Source organism: Bradyrhizobium sp. SZCCHNS2022, from assembly GCF_032377575.1.
GTDB classification, from domain to species: domain Bacteria; phylum Pseudomonadota; class Alphaproteobacteria; order Rhizobiales; family Xanthobacteraceae; genus Bradyrhizobium; species Bradyrhizobium aeschynomenes.
This window is the reverse complement of record NZ_JAUHHZ010000001.1, coordinates 2,520,542-2,538,080: the sequence shown is the minus strand read 5'-3', so window position 1 is coordinate 2,538,080 and position 17,539 is coordinate 2,520,542. Positions and strand designations below refer to the sequence as shown.

Below are 17,539 nucleotides of genomic sequence, written 5' to 3'. Positions count from 1 at the left end.
GGAGCCGCGATGACCCGTGACGATCTGATCGCTGCGTATTCCGCGCCGGGACGGCACTACCATGATCTGCGCCATGTCGAGGACTGCCTCGCATGGCTCGATCGCGTCGCGGGCCTCGACGCCCGCGATCGCGAGATCCTGACGCTGGCGATCTGGTGGCACGACGTCGTTTATGATCCCAGGCGATCCGACAACGAGGAGCAGAGCGCCGTCCTTGCGGAGCGTCATGTCGCGCCTGACATGCGAGACGAGGTGGCGCGTCTGATCCGGCTGACCCGGACGCACGACGTCGCCGCCGGCGACCGGCGCGGCGCGCTGCTCGTCTCCATCGATCTCGCCATTCTCGGCGCCGATCAGGCCAGCTACGATGCCTATGCGGATGCCATCCGGCGCGAATATGCACACGTGCCGGACGACGCCTACCGCACCGGGCGCGCGGCCGTCCTGGAGCGGTTCGCAAACCGGCCGGTGATCTATCCCGATGCGGACTTTGCTGCCGCGCTCGACCAGAAGGCACGTGCCAATCTCTTGCGCGAGCTGCGCGCTCACGCCCTCCTGCGATAGACGGCCATGCCGAGCAGGCCGACCGTCGCAGCGAACATGATGTAGTAGACCGGCGCGGTCTTGTCGCCGGTGGCCTGCACCAGCCAGGTGTTGATGAAGGGCGCAAGGCCGCCGAACAGCATCACGCCGAAATTGTACATCAGCGATGCCCCTGTTGCGCGGACGCCGACGGGATAGATCTCCGTCATGAACGCCGGCACGGCACCGCCGAGCACGCCGAGCAGCAGCCCCACGGCCTGTAACTGCCACAAATGCGCGGTGGTCGGCTCCGCCACCAGCTGCCTGAACAGCACGACGTAGAGGATCGGATAGAGCAGCAGCGCGGGCACGATCACGCCCCGCCGGCCGATCCGGTCCGACAGCAGCCCCGACGCGAGACCGAGCGGCACATTGGCGAGGCTGACCGCAAGCAGCCCGAGTTGCGCATCGGCCAGCGGCAGCTTGAGCTCGCTGGCGGCAAAGGCCGGCAGGAACACGCCCCCGACATAATAGATCGCGGTCCCCGCTGCGATCAGGCCGAATGAAGCCAGCAGCTCGCGCGGATGCTCTGCGAGCAGCCGGCCGAGGGTGGTCCTTTTCCGGGCGGTCGCTCTGGCCGCTCGTTCGGCAAGATAGGCCTGGAATTCCGGCGATTCGTCGCATCGTCGGCGCAGATACCAGCCGACCGGTCCGATCAGGATCCCGAGGATGAACGGCACCCGCCAGCCCCAGCCGGCGAAATCCGCAGGCGACAAAGTCTTGCCGAGCAGGACCGCGAGCATCGCGCCGAGCGCGAAGGCGAGCGCCTGCGACACCGTCTGAAAGGCGCCGTAGAGGCCCTTGCGGCCGGGAGGCGCGAACTCGATCAGCATGGCGCTCGCCGAGCCGAATTCACCGCCGGCGGAAAAGCCCTGGATCAGGCGTGCGAGCAGCAGGAGAGCCGGAGCGGCAATGCCGATCGACGCATAGGTCGGAAGAACGCCGATCAGGCCAGTGCCGAAAGCCATCATCGTGATCATCACCACGAGCGCCTTCTTGCGGCCGTATCTGTCGGCGTAGAGGCCGAACACCAGCCCGCCGAGCGGCCGCGCCGCAAAGGCGATGCCGAAGACCGCGAAGGTGGAGAGCAGCGACGCTCTCGGATCGTCGGCCGGAAAGAACAGCTTGCTGATGACGCCGGCAAACAGCCCGAACACCGTGAAGTCGAACCATTCGAGCGCATTGCCGATGGTCGAGGAGATCACGACACGACGGCGCATCGCGTCGCCGGAGACGTGTTGCATGACTGACCTGTCCGTCTGTTCGAGGACCTCGTTGACCAAGCGGCTGGGCTACGGCGCAGCGAGCGAGTCACGACGTCAGTCTACGATACCGAGAACCTCTGTCCAGCGCGGATGTCGGACCGCTGATGGCCCAACGCCGCCAGAGCCTGCCGGCGAGCTCCGCACGGGCGCAATCGCTGCGTCGTCGGCCTTTCGTTTCGTTGCCGGAATGCAGCGCGCGCAACCTCGCATGAGCAGATGTGGCTTGCCTTTTACCGGCGCGCAACGTGCAATGAGAGGCATTGCCGTTGCCCCACGACGGGATTGCGACGATTCCGCTGCCGGCGGCTCAACCAAATCTCCGAAGCGCAACACGCTTCCTCACCTGGAACATCTCATGCCGATCATCAATCGCGCCGCCGAGCTTGCCGAGGACGCCAAGGTCTGGCGCCGTGACTTCCACCAGCATCCCGAACTGCAATATGAGGTGCACCGGACGGCTGCTCGCGTCGCCGAGTTGCTGACCTCGTTCGGCGTCGACGAGGTGGTCAGCGGAATCGGCCGGACCGGCGTCGTCGGCGTCATCCGCGGCCGCGCGCCGTCACAGCGCGTGATCGGCCTGCGCGCCGACATGGATGCCCTGCCTTTGCAGGAGATCACCGACGTCCCGCACAAATCGACCGTTCCCGGCAAGATGCACGCCTGCGGCCATGACGGTCACACCGCGATGCTGCTGGGTGCGGCACGCTATCTCGCCGAGACGCGGAATTTCGCCGGCAACGCGGTCGTGATCTTCCAGCCGGCAGAGGAGGGCGGAGCCGGCGGCCGCGCCATGGTCGATGACGGCATGATGGAGCGCTTCGGCATCGAGGAGGTCTACGGTTTGCACAATGCGCCGGGCCTGCCGCTCGGCACGGTGGCTACCCGCGCCGGGGCGGTGATGGCGGCCGCGGACACCTTCGAGGTGCGCCTGACAGGCCATGGCGGACACGCGGCGCGACCGAACAAATGCGTCGATCCGATCGTTGCCGGTGCTCAGATCGTGAGCGCGCTGCAGTCGATCGTGGCGCGCAACGTCGACCCAGTCGAGAGCGCGGTGCTGTCGATCACGCGCTTTCATTCCGGAACAACGGCCGACAACATCATTCCGCAGACGGCCGTCATCGGCGGTACGGTGCGCACGCTGAACGAGGAGATCCGCCGGCTGATGGACGAGCGGTTCAAGGCCGTCGTGAACGGGCTTGCGAGCGGCATGGGCGTCGACGTCGAGATCGACTACGAGTGGGGCTATCCTGTCGTCGTCAACCACGTTGAGCAGACCGCATTCGCCGCCGATGTCGCGCGCAGCGTGGTCGGGCCGGATCAGGTCACGACCGACATGCCGCCGAAGCTCGGCGGCGAGGATTTCGCCTACATGTTGCAGGCGCGGCCAGGCGCCTTCGTGTTCATGGGCATCGGCGAGACCGCGGGTGGACTGCATCACCCGGCCTACGACTTCAATGACGAAGTGATCCCGCATGGGATCAGCTATTGGGCCAAGCTGGTCGAGACGGCGATGCCGGTTGAATAGAGTCCAGAGTGAGCAAGTGTTCTGGATGAATGCTCCACCGTGAGGTGCCGTTCCCGGTGTGGCTTCGAAGGAGCGATCGTTCACCTGTTCGGTTCGCGCACGAACGGTCGATCTACGACTCTCCGAAGGCCGTTCGAGAGAGCTTGGTGCGCCGGAGTGCGGCGACGCGGTCACACCGCTCCGCGCGCGGCTCCGGCGATTGTTTCCAAATGTTGAGATTCGTTTCCCGACGTGTCACGGGTAACCCGGTAGGCCAGACTGGCCTCGTCGATACGGGTTGTCAGAGTGAGCGTTGCCGTGCGTTTGGAGTATCGCCCGGACATCGATTGTCTGCGCGCGTTCGCCGTCATTTCGGTGATCGGGTTTCACTATGAGGTGCCGGGCTTCGGCGGCGGCTTCGTCGGCGTCGACGTTTTCTTTGTCATCTCCGGATACGTGATCTCGCGGCTGATCTGGGCGGGGCTTGCCACCGATTCGTTTTCCTTCCTGACATTCTATGAGCGCAGGGCAAGGCGCCTGCTGCCCGCGCTCTACCTGCTGATCCTCGTGACGGGAATCGCAGGGTATGTCCTGGTGCCGCCGAGCGACTACCGGATGTTCTTCGGCAGCGCGATCTCGACGCTCCTGTTCTCGTCGAACATCTTCTTCTGGATGGAGACCGGCTATTTCGACCTGCCCACGATGGGCAAGGTCCTGATTCATACTTGGTCACTGTCGGTCGAAGAGCAGTTCTACTTCTTGTTTCCGGTCATCACCTGGCTCTGGAGCAAGCTCTTTCGCGATCCCGCGTCGAGATCCTCACTCGCTCTGGTCATCGCCGGCACGATGGCGCTGTGCATTGTTGACGAACTCCTGATCAAGAATTCAGCCTCCGCTGCGTTCTACCTTGCTCCCCTGCGGGCTTGGGAATTCCTGATCGGAAGCATCGCCTTCTTTCTTCATCGATGGTCGCCGGTCGGGTTCTCGGCGCGCTGTGCCCACGGGCTGATGGGGCTGGCGCTCATGTTGATTCCGGTAGTCATGTTCCGGCCGGAGACCCGCTTTCCAGGGCTGCATGCGCTGATCCCTTGTCTCGGCGCGGCCCTCTTCATCATCGCGTTCAATCAGGACGACGGCAGGCCCCGGCTGCCGTTCGAGAATGCGGGGGCGTTTGTCGGGCGCCTGTCCTACGCGCTCTATCTCTGGCATTGGCCGGTGTTCGTTCTCGGCAGAGCGGCGCTCCCGCTCGACGTCGCAAGCTCGAACGCCGGGACGATGGCGCTGCTGGTGTGCTCGGTGTTGCTGGCGTACCTGTCGCATATCGCCGTGGAACGTCCCATTCGTGCACGCATCGCCTGGAACGGCTTGCGCACCTCGGGACTGATCGCGGGCACGGCCGCTGTTCTGATGGCGGTCGGGGTCCACGGCTTTTCGCACGAGGGCTATGCAGGACGCTTTCCGGCGTCGCAGGAGCGGATGTTGCGCTACAATGCCCAGGCGGTGGCGCCGTTCTATCGAACACATAGCTGTTTTCTGCAGCCGGACGAGCCGTTGTCGCACTACGATTCCGGCGCGTGTCTCACGCCGGCGGCAGACAGGCGCAACATTCTGCTCGCCGGTGACAGCATCGCCGCCCACTATGGCTGGGGCCTGCGCGACTACCTGCCTGCGGCCTATCATTTGATGCAGCTGACATCGGCGGCCTGCGCCCCCTTCGTCGAGTTGCGGCAGGAGTTTTCGCAAAGCTGCAATGACGCCAATCGTCTCCTCCGCGAAGAGATCAGGGCGCGACGACCCGCGGCGGTGATCGTTTCAGGCAATTGGCGCGTGTACGTCGATGTCTATGGCCAATCGGCCGCTCCGGGTTTCGACGGCTATCTCGGTGCGTTGCTGAAGGAGGCGGAAGACGCGGGCATTCCGGTTCTGTTGCTTGGGCCTTCGCTGGAATTTCCGGCTCCACTGGCTCAGACCTTGTTCAACTACGAGCGGATGCATCTGCCGGTCGCCAATTCGCTCACGCCGGTGGAGGCATCGTTCAAGGCCGACGAGCGTCTCCGGGAGATCGCGCGTTCTCACCCCGGCGTTCAGTACGTTTCGGTCCTCGATGCGATCTGCAGCCTGCGTGCTTGTCCAACCAGGGCTGATCCGGAAACGCCGATCACCTGGGACATCATCCACCTCACGCCGGAAGGCTCCAAATTCGTCGTCTCCAAATTGAAGCCGCAACTGGATGCATTCCTGAGCAGACTCGCCCTGCCGTCGGAAGCCAAGCTGAAGGAGCTCGTGGCCGGGCGCTCGACGAGGCCTCGGGACGCTTCGTCTCAAGTGCAATAGCCGGGGCAGGGACCGCCGCCAAGAACACAGTCTCAGATCGCGGCCGCGGCGTCCTCGGTGGTGCGGTCGCTCTTGAAATAGTCGATCATGACCTTGGCGATCGCCATCAGCGGCAGCGCCAGGGTCAGGCCCCAGACGCCGAACACGATGCCCAGCAGGATCTGGAACGCGAACAGCGTGGCCGGCGGAATGTCCAGCGCCTGCCGCTGGATCAACGGCGTCAGCACGTAGCTTTCCATCGCGTGCACGCCGAGGAACAGCACGAAGGCGGAGGCGGCCGCGACCCAGCCCGAGGCGAGGCTCGCCAGCACCACGATGACGCCGGCGATGATGGCGCCGACGGTTGGGATGAAGGCCAGCAGGCCGGCCTGGATGCCGAGGATGAACGAGCTCTGCACGCCGATGATGGCGAGCCCGATCCAGGTGACGAGGAAGACCGCGAACATCGTGGTGATCTGGGCGATCAGCCAGCGCTCCAGCGTGTAGCTGATGCGGTCGACGATCACGGTGGCCTGGTCGCGGTACTTGGCCGGCGCCAGGAACAGCAAGCCGCTGCGATAGACCGCCGGCTGCGCCGCGAAGGCAAGCCCCAGGAACAGCACGATGAAGAAGTTGCCGACGGCGCTGACGGTGCCCAGCAGCAGCTTGAAGGTCTGGCTGACGATGGCGCCGCCGGAGGAGGCCAGCGCGCTCGGCGAGGGCAGTCCGCTCGGCAGACCGTGGGACGGCGTCTGAGTCGGCGTGGTCGACCCGCCATCGGGGGCGGACGTGGCCGGCGGCGCGGCGTTGAAGTCGAAGAAGCTGGTGTCGATGCCGTTACGGTCGAGGAAGCCCTTGATGTTGCCGAGCTGCGACTTGATGGTGTCGCTCAGCACCTTGGCCTGGTCGGCGATGGTGGTGCCGCCGAGGAAGACGATGCCGACGAGAACGGCTGCGAGCGCCACGCAGACGATGACGAGCCGCGCCGGGTGGGGCCAGGGCAGCACCCGGCCGAGCAGGCTGGTCATTGCGTTGAGCGCCACGCCGAGCAGCATGCCGGAGAACAGCAGGAACAGCGCCGCAGCGTAATACCAGCTGAAGGCGAGAGCGGCCATGAACAGGATCACCCCGATTCCGCCCACGGCAATGGCCCAGGCCAGGTCGCTGCGGGCCTGGAGGCGGGGGTCTGCGGGGGCGGTCATGAGGCGTCCTTTGTGCTGATCGGCGTCCCACATTGGCGAAAACCGCTGCCGGATCAAGCGGGGCATTGGAGATCGTTGACGGGCGGACGCTGCGGGGTTGTCCGGAATTGGCATTGGGGACCCGCGCGCGCATATGTTGATCCGTGGATGCGACGCAGGCATGATTTGTGCCTGCTGGCTGATCCGAAGATCGAGCCGGCACATCAGGGAGACAACGAGGGCAATGAAGCGTCCGGTCGTCGGCGTGATCGGCAATAGCCATCGCGTCGAGAACAGGTTCACCGTGCAGATGGTGGGCGAGCGCAATCTGAGCGCCGTGGCCGAGGTCGCGGGGGCGCTGCCGCTGATGTTTGCCGGCGTCCCGGAGATCACCGACATCGGCGCGCTGCTCGACGTGGTCGATGGCGTGGTGCTGACCGGCGCCCGCGCCAATGTGCATCCGACGCGCTTCAACACCGAGCCCAGCCTCAAGCACGAGCCCTACGACGTCCATCGCGACGAGGTCGCCCTGCAACTGACGGAAGCCTGCGTCGCCCGGGGCATTCCGCTGTTCGGCATCTGCCGCGGCCTGCAGGAGATGAACGTCGCCTTCGGCGGCTCGCTGCACCCCGAGATCCGCGAAATTCCCGGCCGCATGAACCACCGCATGCCCCGGCTGGAGAACGGCGAGATCCATCCCGATCCGACCGTCATCTTCGCCGACCGCCACGAGGTGCGGCTGACCCCGGGCGGCGCCTTCGCCGGGATCCTCGGCTGCGACAGCATCAAGGTCAATTCGCTGCACGGCCAGGGCATCCTCGAGCCCGGCGACCGCGTCGTCATCGAGGGCATCGCCGAGGACGGCACCATCGAGGCCATCCGCATCGCCGATGCGTCGAGCTTTGCATTGGGCGTGCAATGGCACGCCGAATATGACCCGCAGAAGAACCCGATCAACCGCAAGCTGTTCGAGGCGTTCGGTGAGGCGGTGAGGAAGCGGCGTCTGGCGACCTGATGTCAGCCTGAACCCGAGGTGCGGCGAAACAGACCCAAGACCGTAAAGACCCAAGACTGTCGGCCGCGTTGTCTTGCATTCTCACAAGGGTTCACTGATGCGATATGTCTTGACCGCCGCCATCGCGCTGGCCGTTGCGAGTCCTGCTCTTGCCCAGACCGCGCCGCCAACGGAAGGACCGATCACCTGCACGTTGCCGGTGGCCGCGACCGACACGGCGAAGACCCTGAAGCAGCGCTATGGAAACGAAGCGGTGATCGAGGATCTGCCCGGAGCGGAAGGGGAGACCTACAAAGGCCTCGTGCTGTTTCCGCGCGCGATGGACCGCCGTATCGAAGTCGGCTTCATCGAGGACAAGGCCGCCACGGTATCCGGACTCACCTTGCGCGACACGGCCAAGACCAGCCGTTGGAGCGTGGCCGGCATCAGCATCGGCGCGAGCCTCGCTGCGGTTCAGAAGGCCAACGGCAAGCCGCTCGCCGTCGCAGGCTTCGGCTGGGACTATGGCGGTTGGGTCACCGACTTCAAGAACGGCGCGCTCGGGCGCATGCTGCCGGGCGGCTGCTCGATCACGGTACGGTTCGGCACCGAGAAGGACACGCCGCGGGCGCTGTCGGGCGACGGCGTGAAGGTGTCGTCCGACAATCCGGCGCTGCTGAAGCTTGCGCCCGTGGTAACCGAGATCGGCGTGAATTTCGCTGCGAAGTGATGGAGGCGAAATTGGTATTCTTCTTAGAGAGACCGCACCCTACTTGCGAGAAGTCGTGCTGGATCCGACTGCTCCCCCGATAACGGCTCCTGCGAAGATCTTTGCGATCTCCAGAAATCCTGAGGTGGCTTCCTTGGCTGGATTGTAGATCAATCCGACTACGCCCAAGACTCCGAAAGCAATCGTCATCAAAGCGACGACGGCGGTGAAACCAACAAATGTGCGGTTCCACCAGCCCTCCGGTTTGGGCGCCATTTGGGAGGGGAATTTGTTACCGGGGATGTATTCGTTTAGCGACACGAAGACGTCGCCAGCCTCAAGCTCGGATCGATCAGCTTCCTTCGCGATTTCTGATGCTCGGTTGGAAATCTTCTGCCGGATTGGTGGGATGTAGAGGTCCCAGATCTTATCAAAAACCTCGTTCGTCTCTGGCATTTCAACCCCCGCTAGATAGTTAGTTAAAATGCAATCAAGATAGAACGGATCGTGCAAATGTCCAACAACAAAAGGGCGCCCCGTGAGGGGCGCCCTGCTGTCGTCTCCGCCGATCGTTCGGGCTGTTAGCCCGAGTAGTACATGTCGAACTCGACCGGGTGCGGGGTCATTTCGAAGCGCTCGACCTCGGTCATCTTCAGCGCGATGTAGCTGTCGATGAAGTCGTCGTCGAACACGCCGCCGGCCTTCAGGAAGGCGCGGTCCTTGTCGAGGTTCTCGAGCGCCTCGCGGAGTGAGCCGCAGACGGTCGGGATCTGCTTCAGCTCTTCCTTCGGCAGGTCGTAGAGGTCCTTGTCCATCGCCGGGCCCGGGTCGAGCTTGTTCTTCACGCCGTCGAGGCCGGCCATCAGCATCGCGGCGAAGCCGAGATAGGGGTTGGCGAGCGGATCGGGGAAGCGGACCTCGACGCGCTTGGCCTTCGGCGAGGAGGTGTAGGGGATGCGGCACGAGGCCGAGCGGTTGCGCGCGGAGTAGGCGAGCAGCACCGGCGCCTCATAGCCCGGGACCAGACGCTTGTAGGAGTTGGTCGACGGGTTGGTGAAGGCGTTGATGGCCTTGGCGTGCTTGATGATGCCGGCGATGTAGGACAGGCAGGTCTCCGACAGGTCGGAATACTTGTTGCCCGCGAACACCGGCTTGCCGTCCTTCCAGATCGACTGGTGGACGTGCATGCCCGAGCCGTTGTCGCCGTAGACCGGCTTCGGCATGAAGGTGGCGGTCTTGCCGTAGATGTGCGCGACCTGATGGATGCAGTACTTGTAGATCTGCATCTGGTCGGCCATCAGCGTCAGCGTGTCGAACTTCATGCCGAGCTCGTGCTGGGCGGAGGCGACCTCGTGATGGTGCTTCTCGACCTTGACGCCCATGCGGGCCATCGCGCCGAGCATCTCCGAGCGCATGTCCTGCACAGAATCCTGCGGCGGCACCGGGAAGTAGCCGGCCTTGGTGCGGATGCGGTGGCCGAGATTGCCGCCCTCATACTCGGTGTCGGAGTTGGTCGGCAGCTCCGAGGAGTCCAGGCGGAAGCCGGTGTTGTAGGGCGAGGAGCTGTAGCGGACGTCGTCGAACACGAAGAACTCGGCCTCGGGGCCGACGAACACGGTGTCGCCCACGCCCATCGACTTCACCATGGCCTCGGCCTTCTTGGCGATGCCGCGGGGGTCGCGGTTGTACGGCTCGCCGGTGGTCGGCTCGAGCACGTCGCAGGTGATGATCATGGTGGTTTCGGCGAAGAACGGATCGATCGTCGCGGTCACCGGGTCGGGCATCAGGCACATGTCGGACTCGTTGATCGCCTTCCAGCCGGCGATCGAGGAGCCGTCGAACATGGTGCCTTCGGCGAAAATGTCTTCGTCGATCATGCTGACGTCGAAGGTGACGTGCTGCCACTTGCCCCGCGGATCGGTGAAGCGGAGGTCGACGTATTTGACGTCGTTGTCTTTGATTGCTTTCAAGACGTCCTTGGCGGTCTTCATGAATACCCCTCTTGGCTTATAACGTCACGGCCCGGCGCGGGACGGCGTCCGCGGGTCATGCTCCTTAGCCTCGCACGGGGGCCAAGACAATATCGGAAACGGCAAAATGGCCGCGGTCAGGCGTCCCGTGGAGAACGCCTGCGCTGCCGTCGTGGCTGCTTTCGCAGCAAATTTTCTCTATCCGAGGCCTGGGACGGGCGACCGTTCCCAAGCCTCGGGTCTGGCGCTAGATCGCGTCCAGCCCCGATTCACCGGTTCTGATGCGAATGGCTTCCTCGATGTTGGAGACGAAAATCTTGCCGTCGCCGATGCGGCCGGTCTGGGCCGCGCGGCGGATCGCCTCGATCGCGCGCTCGACCAGGTCGTCGCCGATCACGATCTCGATCTTCACCTTGGGCAGGAAGTCGACGATGTATTCGGCGCCGCGATAGAGTTCGGCATGACCCTTCTGTCGGCCGAAACCCTTCGCCTCGGTCACGGTGATGCCCTGAAGTCCCACTTCCTGAAGCGCCTCCTTCACCTCGTCGAGCTTGAACGGCTTGATGATGGCTTCGATCTTCTTCACTGAGCGCCTCCCGGGCATTCCGCTATAAAAAACAGTTGGGTCATCGTCAGGCTGCGCCGATGCGCAGGTCATTCGATCATTCGTTACCGGGCCCGACATTCTCCGGCGGAGGCCCGGTGATTGACAGCCCGTCTTGCCCCGTGCCGAAGTGGCTCCACAAAAGCAGGGTCTATGCCAAGTCGTTAACGAGGCTGAATCGAACAGATATCCGGGCCTTTGGCGCTGCGCCGACGATTCCCTCAGGGAGCGTCCAGAATACCGAAGCTCGCGAATTAGGCAAACAGGTCATAAGTTGTGCAGAAGTCGGAGTGGCGTCCGCAGCCCGGCCGAAATGCCCAGGGAAAAGGCGACGACCGATCACGAGATCAGCGGTGCGAGAGGAGGGTAGCGCTCTTGGAACTTGCCTGCGGGCGCGGCAATAGGAGGTGACAGGATTCGGCTGACGCGCGGGGCACGGCGCGCGTGGCGACCATCGAGCAGCGGGCATGAGACCGCTGCGGGGGGACATGAGCAGCAATGGAAGTCTTGACCACGAGCGAAATGGAGCGTGCCGACCGGCTGACGATCGCGGCCGGCACGCCCGGATTCTCGTTGATGCTGAGCGCCGGCCAGGCTGTCGCTGCGGCCGCCATGGATCTGGTCGAGGAGGGGTCGATCCTGGTCGTTTGCGGGCCCGGCAACAATGGCGGCGACGGCTTCGTGGCGGCGGCGGAGCTGGCCGCACAGGGCCGCGACGTCTCGGTCATCCTGATGTGCGAGCGCGACGCGCTGCAGGGGGATGCGGCCTCGGCGGCCAAGGGCTGGAAGTTTCCGGTGCTGCCGTTCACGCCGCAGGCGATCGGCAAGCCGGCGTTGATCGTCGATGCGCTGTTCGGCGCCGGCCTCAGCCGTCCCGTCTGCGGCGAGCCGCAGGACGTCATCGCGGCGATCAACGCCAACGGCGCGCCGGTGCTCGCGGTCGATCTGCCGAGCGGCATCAACGGTACGACCGGCGCGGTCATGGGCATCGCCGTCAGGGCGACCGAGACCGTGACCTTCTTCCGCAAGAAGCCGGCGCATCTGTTGCTGCCGGGACGCCAGCATTGCGGCCGCGTCCGGCTCGCCGACATCGGCATCGATCCGCAGGTGCTCGACGAAATCAAGCCGCAGGCGTTCGAGAACGATCCGGAGTTGTGGCACGGCCGCTTTCCCGTGCCTGTTATCGACGGCCACAAATACGCGCGGGGTCATGTGCTCGCGGTGTCCGGCGATCTCACCGCCACCGGCGCCTCGCGCATGGCTGCGCGGGCTGCGTTGCGGGCCGGCGCCGGCCTCGTGACCTTAGCCTCGCCGCGTGATGCGCTCGCAGTCAATGCGTCGGCGCTGACGGCTGTGATGGTGCGCGCCGCCGACAGCGCGATCGAGTTCGGTGAGCTGCTCGGCGACAAGCGCTACAACACCTGCATCATCGGCCCGGGGACGGGCGTCAGCGAGCGCACGCGCGATCTCGTTTTCACCGGGCTCACCGCGCAGCGTCATCTGGTGCTGGATGCAGATGCGCTGACGAGCTTCGCCGACGCGCCGGAGCGGCTGTTCGAGCAGATCAGGATGATGGCGGACGCGCAGATCGTGCTGACCCCGCATGAGGGCGAATTCCCACGGCTGTTCTCGGACCTCAGCAACAAGAATCCCGGCCGCTCCAAGCTCGAGCGGGTGCGCGCCGCGGCCGCCCGCTGCGGCGCCGTCGTGCTCCTGAAGGGCGCCGACACCACCGTCGCCGCGCCCGACGGCCGCGCTGCCATCGCCGCCAATGCGCCGCCCTGGCTCGCCACAGCGGGCGCCGGCGACGTGCTCGCCGGCATCATCGCAGGGCTCCTGGCGCAGGGCGTGCCGGCGTTCGAGGCGGCGTGCATAGGCGTCTGGATGCATGGCGAGGCCGGCGCGGAGGCGGGGCCGGGGCTGATCGCGGAGGACCTGACGGAGACGCTGCCGGCGGTGTTCCGGCGGCTATATGACCGGTTCGGGGTCGCTTATTGAGGCGGCTGTTGCCCAGCAAAGACTGTCATGCCCGCGAAGGCGGGCATCCAGTACGCCGCGGCCCATCGGTTCAATCACGGACGTCTCGGCGTACTGGATCGCCCGGTCAAGCCGGGCGATGACAGTTGTGGGTGTGGTGACGCCTGCACGTCTCGCAGGCAGTCCGAGACGAGCTCACGTCACCTGATACTTCGCCACTGCGCTCTCGTTCCAGACGAGACCTAGGCCCGGGCCTCTTGCGGTCACCTTGCCGTCGATCACCTGCAAGGGCTCGGCGAGGATGGCGCCGGCGAAGTCCAGCACCTCGAGCCAGTGCGCCGTCGGCGTCACCGCCAGCACATGGGCGCTCGCCTCGGGCAGGATGTGGCTCGACATCGGGATCGAGGCGGCATCGGCCTGGCCTGCGACGTTGAGCCAGCCGGTGATGCCGCCGACCTTCATCAGGTCGGGCATGATGAAGTCGGAGGCGCCGGCGGCAATGGCCTCGGCGAAGCCGCGCGGAAACCACCAGTTCTCGCCGGCCTGGATCGGGATCTCCGAACGCTCGCGTACCCGGGCGTGACCGGAGAGATTCTCCTGCGGCACCGGCTCCTCGATCCAGGTCAGATCGTAATCGGCGAGACGCGTAATTCTGCGCGTGGCCTCAGCGGGATCGAGCGACTGGTTGAAGTCGAGCATCAGCGCGATGTCGGGACCGAGCAGAGCGCGCAGCCCCTTGATCATGGCCTCGTCGGTGGCGAGGTCGCCGTGGCCGCCCTTGGTCTTGATGGCGCGGAAGCCGTGCTCGTCGCAGGCGATGCGCAAGGTGCGCGCGTCGTCCTTGGCGTCGAGCACGCCGTAGCTGTCATAGGCGGGAATGGGGCGTGCGGAGCCGCCAAGCAGCTCGACGACCGGCTTGCCGGCGATCTGACCCAGCGCATCCCAGAACGCCATGTCGAGGCCGGAGACGGCCATGCCGACCAGCCCCTGCCAGCCGAGCAGGCGGAATTTGGCGTCCATGGCCTTCATCAGTTCGAACGGCACCAGCGCCTTGCCGGTGAGCTCGCGGCCGATCTCCTCGACCAGTTGCACCAGCGGCTTCAAGGCGAGCCGGGTGTAAGCGAACAGATAGGAATGGCCGGTAACCCCCTGATCGGTCGTGACGTCGATCAGCACCAGTGGACCGGCATCGATGATGCCGAAGGCGTTGCGCAACGGGCGCTTCATCGGCGTGACGACGGCGCGCGCGGTGACGCCGGTGATCGCGGCAATGGTCATGGGAGTTCTCCCTGGTTCGTTTCCTCAATCGATTTCATACCACCGGACGAGGCGCGGCGCCGCCCAGTTCGCGGCCATGCTCTCGATCAGGGAACGGCCCTGTTGCTCGGCCAGGAACGCAATGCGCTGGGTCTGGCCGGCGTCCAGGGCGAGCGTGTCCAGCCAATAGGGCTTCCAGCCATCGTCGAGCCGGTCGAGCAGCCGGAACGGCTGGCCATGCAGGTGGACCACCATCGCTCCGGCGGTCTTGTTGGCCAGAGCCAGCACGACGACGCGTCCGGGCTTGGCCCGGAAGGCGGGCGCGCTGCCGGCATTGAACTGGGTCGGTGGGCGCCAGTCAGGTCCGTCGAGTGCCAGCTCGGCGCGAACCGCCGAGCGGAGGTCGAGCTTGTCGGGCAAGCCGTTCCCGGGCAGGGGCGCCGGAGGGGGCAGGGGCGCGGCGCGCAGCGGCGGCTCGTTTGCCTGCCTCAGGCGCGCCACCGCGCGCGCCGAGGTGCCGTCGTGCAGCAGCACTTGCAGCGGCGCCTTGGCGGCGGGCATGTCGATGAAGACGTCGGTGCGGCCGCCGGGCGGCAACACCACGGCGCCGTTGCGGGCGAGGAACGGCTCGGCGGGCTGGCTGTCGATGGCCATCACCCTGACGTCCCCGAGCTCGGCGATTTTGATCGCGATCACAGCACGGTGGCAGCCATTGATGAACCGAAGCCTGACCCGCGCCTGGGCGCGCAGCGCGATCTCCGGCTGCAGCTGTCCGTTGACGGTGTAGAGCAGCTCGGACTCCTTCGGGTCGGTGCCCGGTGCGATCGCCGTGCCGTCGGGCTTGAGCCGGAAGTCCTCGACCAGGAAAACCTCATCGTGGTCAATGGTTACCGCTGTGGCCTCGTCAACGATGAGAGGCAGCGGCCGGATCGGCGCGGCGGCGGCATCAGCGAGCAGCCGCAGGTCGAGGAGACCGGTCCCGGCGCGCGGGCCCGCGGCCGCGATCGTGGCGCGTCCGCCCGGTCCGACCGGCGGCTGCTTCAGCAGCGGCGTCGGCATTGCAAGGCCGCGGACGGACATCGCCGCCGGTATCGTAAGCCCGTTGGCGAAAGCGAGATCGAGCGCGCTCCCGCGCGCCAGCCGGACCACCGGGCCGCCTCCCGCAAGCTGCCAGACCCGAGCGGGGCTCCGGCCGGGGGCCAGCGGCAGGGATTCGGCCCGCGCCTCCAAGGCGACGGCCATCCGTTCGGCAGCCGGCGAAAGCTGTGGGAACGAGGTCGCCCAGGCTGCGGCAAAGCCGCCGAGCACGGCGCGGCGGCTGACCCCCTCGACGGGCTGCGTCATGCGACAAAACATTGTGCGTTGAGGGGGATGCGGATCATGTCGTTTTCCCTTATGTGTGCCGCGAGCTTGGCCGATCGGCCGGCCGCGGGTGCTTGTTGGGCCCATTTTTTTGCTGCGGACGGTTTCGCGCGTGGTATAAGCCGCGCCGCCCGCGGCATCGCGGCCGGGCTATCGATGCAGTTCACGCGGGCGTGGCGGAACTGGTAGACGCGCTGGATTTAGGTTCCAGTGACGAAAGTTGTGGGGGTTCGAGTCCCTCCGCCCGCACCAAGCGCTTCTCCGGCGTTTGCCCCAAGTTTCACGGCGCATCCGTGCTCCTGCGACAGGAGAGCGGGGGCACCGATCCCACCGGCGCAAGGCTCGTTGCCGCGCGTCGTCCACAATTGAATCAGGTGTGTTCGGATCGCAAGGGTCCGGGCCGAAGCGGAAGAAGATTGACGCCATGCAGGTCACAGAAACCTTGTCGGAAGGCTTGAAGCACGAGTTCCAGATCAGCGTTCCCGCGGCCGATCTCGACGCCAAGGCGGATGCGCGGCTGGTGGACATGAAGGACAAGGTCCGCATCAACGGCTTCCGGCCCGGCAAGGTGCCGGTCGCGCATCTGAAGAAGATCTACGGCAAGTCGGTCATGGCCGAGACCATCGACCAGACCATCCGCGACACCAACACGCAGATCTTCACCGAGCGCGGCTTCCGTCTCGCCACCGAGCCGAAGGTGACGATGCCGACCGAGGAAGCCGAGATCGAGAAGATTCTCGCCGGCCAGACCGACCTGACCTACACCGTGGCGATCGAGGTCGTTCCCGCAATCGCGCTCGCCGACTTCAAGACTTTCGCCGTCGAGAAGCCGGTCGCCGACATCACCGATGCCGACGTCGACGAGGCGATCAAGCGCCTGGCCGATGCCAACCGCAGCTATGCCGCCAAGGCGGACGGCGCGAAGGCCGCGAGCGGTGACCGCGTGAAGATCAACTTCAAGGGCACGATCGACGGCGTCGCCTTCGACGGTGGGACGGGCGAGGGCATCGACGTCGTGATCGGCTCGAACACCTTCATTCCTGGCTTCGAGGATCAGCTGATCGGCATCGGCGCAGGCGAGACGCGCACGCTGAAGGTCTCGTTCCCGACCAACTATCTGAACAACGAGCTGGCCGGCAAAGCCGCGGAGTTCGAGACCACCGCGACCGCCATCGAGGCGCCGGAGGACAAGGTCGTCGACGACGAGTTCGCCAAGACGCTGGGCCTCGAATCGCTCGACAAGCTGAAGCAGCTGATGCGCGATCGTCTCGCCGGCGAGTTCAACCAGGCGACCCGTCAGCGCGTGAAGCGCGCGCTGCTCGATCGTCTCGACGAGACCCACAAGTTCGATGCGCCACCGTCGCTGATCGACGAGGAGTTCAACCTGATGTGGAACTCGGTCAAGGCCGAGATGGACTCCAGCGGCAAGACCTTTGCCGACGAGAACACCACCGAGGACAAGGCGAAGGAGGAGTACCGCACCATCGCCGACCGCCGCGTGCGTCTCGGCCTGGTGCTGTCGGAGATCGGCGAGAAGAACAAGATCACCGTGACCGACGACGAGGTCAGCCGCGCCGTGATCGAGCGCGCGCGCTCGATGCCGGGCCGCGAGAAGGAGGTCTGGGACTTCTATCGCAGCAACCCGCAGGCGCTCGCGCAGCTGCGCGCGCCGATCTACGAGGACAAGGTCGTCGACTTCATCCTCGAACTCGCCAACGTGACCGAGAAGAAGGTCTCCAAGGACGAGCTGTTCAAGGACGACGACAGCGACAAGGCGGCCTGATCGGGCCACCGTCGGTCGGGTTTGCGACATCAGCG

At 65.5% G+C, this 17,539-nt stretch carries 14 protein-coding genes and 1 tRNA gene; 8 read left to right on the top strand and 7 right to left on the bottom strand.

Going from position 1 to position 17,539, the window contains the following annotated elements; genetic code table 11:
- Positions 1–9 precede the first annotated feature (9 nt).
- Entirely contained in the window at positions 10–564 is a 555-nt protein-coding gene (locus QXZ94_RS11290) for a phosphohydrolase (RefSeq protein WP_315720461.1), read from the top strand.
- Here QXZ94_RS11290 and QXZ94_RS11285 read toward each other — a convergent pair.
- A complete protein-coding gene (locus QXZ94_RS11285) occupies positions 546–1,826 on the bottom strand; it encodes an MFS transporter (RefSeq protein WP_315720460.1) in 1,281 nt (426 codons plus the stop codon). The genes QXZ94_RS11290 and QXZ94_RS11285 overlap by 19 nt on opposite strands.
- 376 nt (positions 1,827–2,202) lie before the next feature.
- Here QXZ94_RS11285 and QXZ94_RS11280 point away from each other — a divergent pair, with 376 nt between their 5' ends.
- Both QXZ94_RS11280 and QXZ94_RS11275 read left to right on the top strand, forming a co-directional pair.
- On the top strand, positions 2,203–3,375 hold the full coding sequence (locus QXZ94_RS11280) for a M20 aminoacylase family protein (protein WP_315720459.1): 1,173 nt from the start codon (positions 2,203–2,205) through the stop codon (positions 3,373–3,375).
- A gap of 285 nt (positions 3,376–3,660) precedes the next feature.
- Positions 3,661–5,688 carry an acyltransferase family protein gene (locus tag QXZ94_RS11275; RefSeq protein WP_315720458.1) on the top strand — a complete coding sequence of 676 codons (2,028 nt, stop codon included), beginning with the start codon at positions 3,661–3,663 and terminating at the stop codon, positions 5,686–5,688.
- A gap of 32 nt (positions 5,689–5,720) precedes the next feature.
- Here QXZ94_RS11275 and QXZ94_RS11270 read toward each other — a convergent pair whose 3' ends face one another.
- Positions 5,721–6,869, bottom strand: coding sequence for an AI-2E family transporter (locus QXZ94_RS11270; protein WP_315720457.1), 1,149 nt, complete (start codon positions 6,867–6,869; stop codon positions 5,721–5,723).
- Positions 6,870–7,092: 223 nt separating this feature from the next.
- Between QXZ94_RS11270 and QXZ94_RS11265 the strand changes: the two genes are divergently transcribed.
- Positions 7,093–7,863, top strand: a complete 771-nt coding sequence (locus QXZ94_RS11265) for a gamma-glutamyl-gamma-aminobutyrate hydrolase family protein (protein WP_315720456.1) — start codon at positions 7,093–7,095, stop codon at positions 7,861–7,863.
- 97 nt (positions 7,864–7,960) lie between these two features.
- Positions 7,961–8,572, top strand: coding sequence for a hypothetical protein (locus QXZ94_RS11260; protein WP_315720455.1), 612 nt, complete (start codon positions 7,961–7,963; stop codon positions 8,570–8,572).
- Between the two features lie 39 nt (positions 8,573–8,611).
- Here QXZ94_RS11260 and QXZ94_RS11255 read toward each other — a convergent pair whose 3' ends face one another.
- The 3 genes from QXZ94_RS11255 to QXZ94_RS11245 form a co-directional block, all read right to left on the bottom strand.
- Positions 8,612–9,007, bottom strand: coding sequence for a hypothetical protein (locus tag QXZ94_RS11255; RefSeq protein ID WP_315720454.1), 396 nt, complete (start codon positions 9,005–9,007; stop codon positions 8,612–8,614).
- A 125-nt stretch (positions 9,008–9,132) separates the two neighbouring features.
- The gene (glnA, locus tag QXZ94_RS11250) at positions 9,133–10,542 is read right to left on the bottom strand and encodes a type I glutamate--ammonia ligase (protein ID WP_006611030.1); all 1,410 of its coding nucleotides are present in this window, start codon (positions 10,540–10,542) and stop codon (positions 9,133–9,135) included.
- 226 nt (positions 10,543–10,768) lie between these two features.
- Positions 10,769–11,107 carry a P-II family nitrogen regulator gene (locus QXZ94_RS11245; RefSeq protein WP_009027873.1) on the bottom strand — a complete coding sequence of 113 codons (339 nt, stop codon included), beginning with the start codon at positions 11,105–11,107 and terminating at the stop codon, positions 10,769–10,771.
- A gap of 516 nt (positions 11,108–11,623) precedes the next feature.
- On the opposite strand from QXZ94_RS11245, the gene QXZ94_RS11240 reads away from it, so the two are divergent.
- Positions 11,624–13,123, top strand: coding sequence for an NAD(P)H-hydrate dehydratase (locus tag QXZ94_RS11240; protein WP_315720453.1), 1,500 nt, complete (start codon positions 11,624–11,626; stop codon positions 13,121–13,123).
- A gap of 174 nt (positions 13,124–13,297) precedes the next feature.
- On the opposite strand, the gene QXZ94_RS11235 is transcribed toward QXZ94_RS11240, so the two are convergent.
- On the bottom strand, positions 13,298–14,380 hold the full coding sequence (locus QXZ94_RS11235; RefSeq protein WP_315720452.1) for an enolase C-terminal domain-like protein: 1,083 nt from the start codon (positions 14,378–14,380) through the stop codon (positions 13,298–13,300).
- Between the two features lie 24 nt (positions 14,381–14,404).
- The gene (locus QXZ94_RS11230) at positions 14,405–15,703 is read right to left on the bottom strand and encodes a multicopper oxidase domain-containing protein (RefSeq protein ID WP_315720451.1); all 1,299 of its coding nucleotides are present in this window, start codon (positions 15,701–15,703) and stop codon (positions 14,405–14,407) included.
- A 185-nt stretch (positions 15,704–15,888) separates the two neighbouring features.
- Between QXZ94_RS11230 and QXZ94_RS11225 the strand changes: the two genes are divergently transcribed.
- A tRNA-Leu gene (locus QXZ94_RS11225) sits at positions 15,889–15,973 on the top strand.
- A gap of 172 nt (positions 15,974–16,145) precedes the next feature.
- On the top strand, positions 16,146–17,504 hold the full coding sequence (gene tig, locus QXZ94_RS11220; RefSeq protein ID WP_315720450.1) for a trigger factor: 1,359 nt from the start codon (positions 16,146–16,148) through the stop codon (positions 17,502–17,504).
- The last annotated feature ends 35 nt before the right edge of the window (positions 17,505–17,539 follow it).

What these genes read in the sequence shown, in the direction of transcription:
- QXZ94_RS11280 (WP_315720459.1), top strand. Translation starts at nt 2,203, where the DNA reads ATGCCGATCATCAATCGCGCCGCCGAGCTTGCCGAGGACGCCAAGGTC.
- QXZ94_RS11290 (WP_315720461.1), top strand. Translation starts at nt 10, where the DNA reads ATGACCCGTGACGATCTGATCGCTGCGTATTCCGCGCCGGGACGGCAC.
- QXZ94_RS11260 (WP_315720455.1), top strand. Translation starts at nt 7,961, where the DNA reads ATGCGATATGTCTTGACCGCCGCCATCGCGCTGGCCGTTGCGAGTCCT.
- QXZ94_RS11240 (WP_315720453.1), top strand. Translation starts at nt 11,624, where the DNA reads ATGGAAGTCTTGACCACGAGCGAAATGGAGCGTGCCGACCGGCTGACG.
- QXZ94_RS11235 (WP_315720452.1), bottom strand. Translation starts at nt 14,380, where the DNA reads ATGACCATTGCCGCGATCACCGGCGTCACCGCGCGCGCCGTCGTCACG.
- QXZ94_RS11255 (WP_315720454.1), bottom strand. Translation starts at nt 9,007, where the DNA reads ATGCCAGAGACGAACGAGGTTTTTGATAAGATCTGGGACCTCTACATC.
- QXZ94_RS11270 (WP_315720457.1), bottom strand. Translation starts at nt 6,869, where the DNA reads ATGACCGCCCCCGCAGACCCCCGCCTCCAGGCCCGCAGCGACCTGGCC.
- QXZ94_RS11265 (WP_315720456.1), top strand. Translation starts at nt 7,093, where the DNA reads ATGAAGCGTCCGGTCGTCGGCGTGATCGGCAATAGCCATCGCGTCGAG.
- tig (WP_315720450.1), top strand. Translation starts at nt 16,146, where the DNA reads ATGCAGGTCACAGAAACCTTGTCGGAAGGCTTGAAGCACGAGTTCCAG.
- QXZ94_RS11285 (WP_315720460.1), bottom strand. Translation starts at nt 1,826, where the DNA reads ATGCAACACGTCTCCGGCGACGCGATGCGCCGTCGTGTCGTGATCTCC.
- QXZ94_RS11230 (WP_315720451.1), bottom strand. Translation starts at nt 15,703, where the DNA reads ATGACGCAGCCCGTCGAGGGGGTCAGCCGCCGCGCCGTGCTCGGCGGC.
- glnA (WP_006611030.1), bottom strand. Translation starts at nt 10,542, where the DNA reads ATGAAGACCGCCAAGGACGTCTTGAAAGCAATCAAAGACAACGACGTC.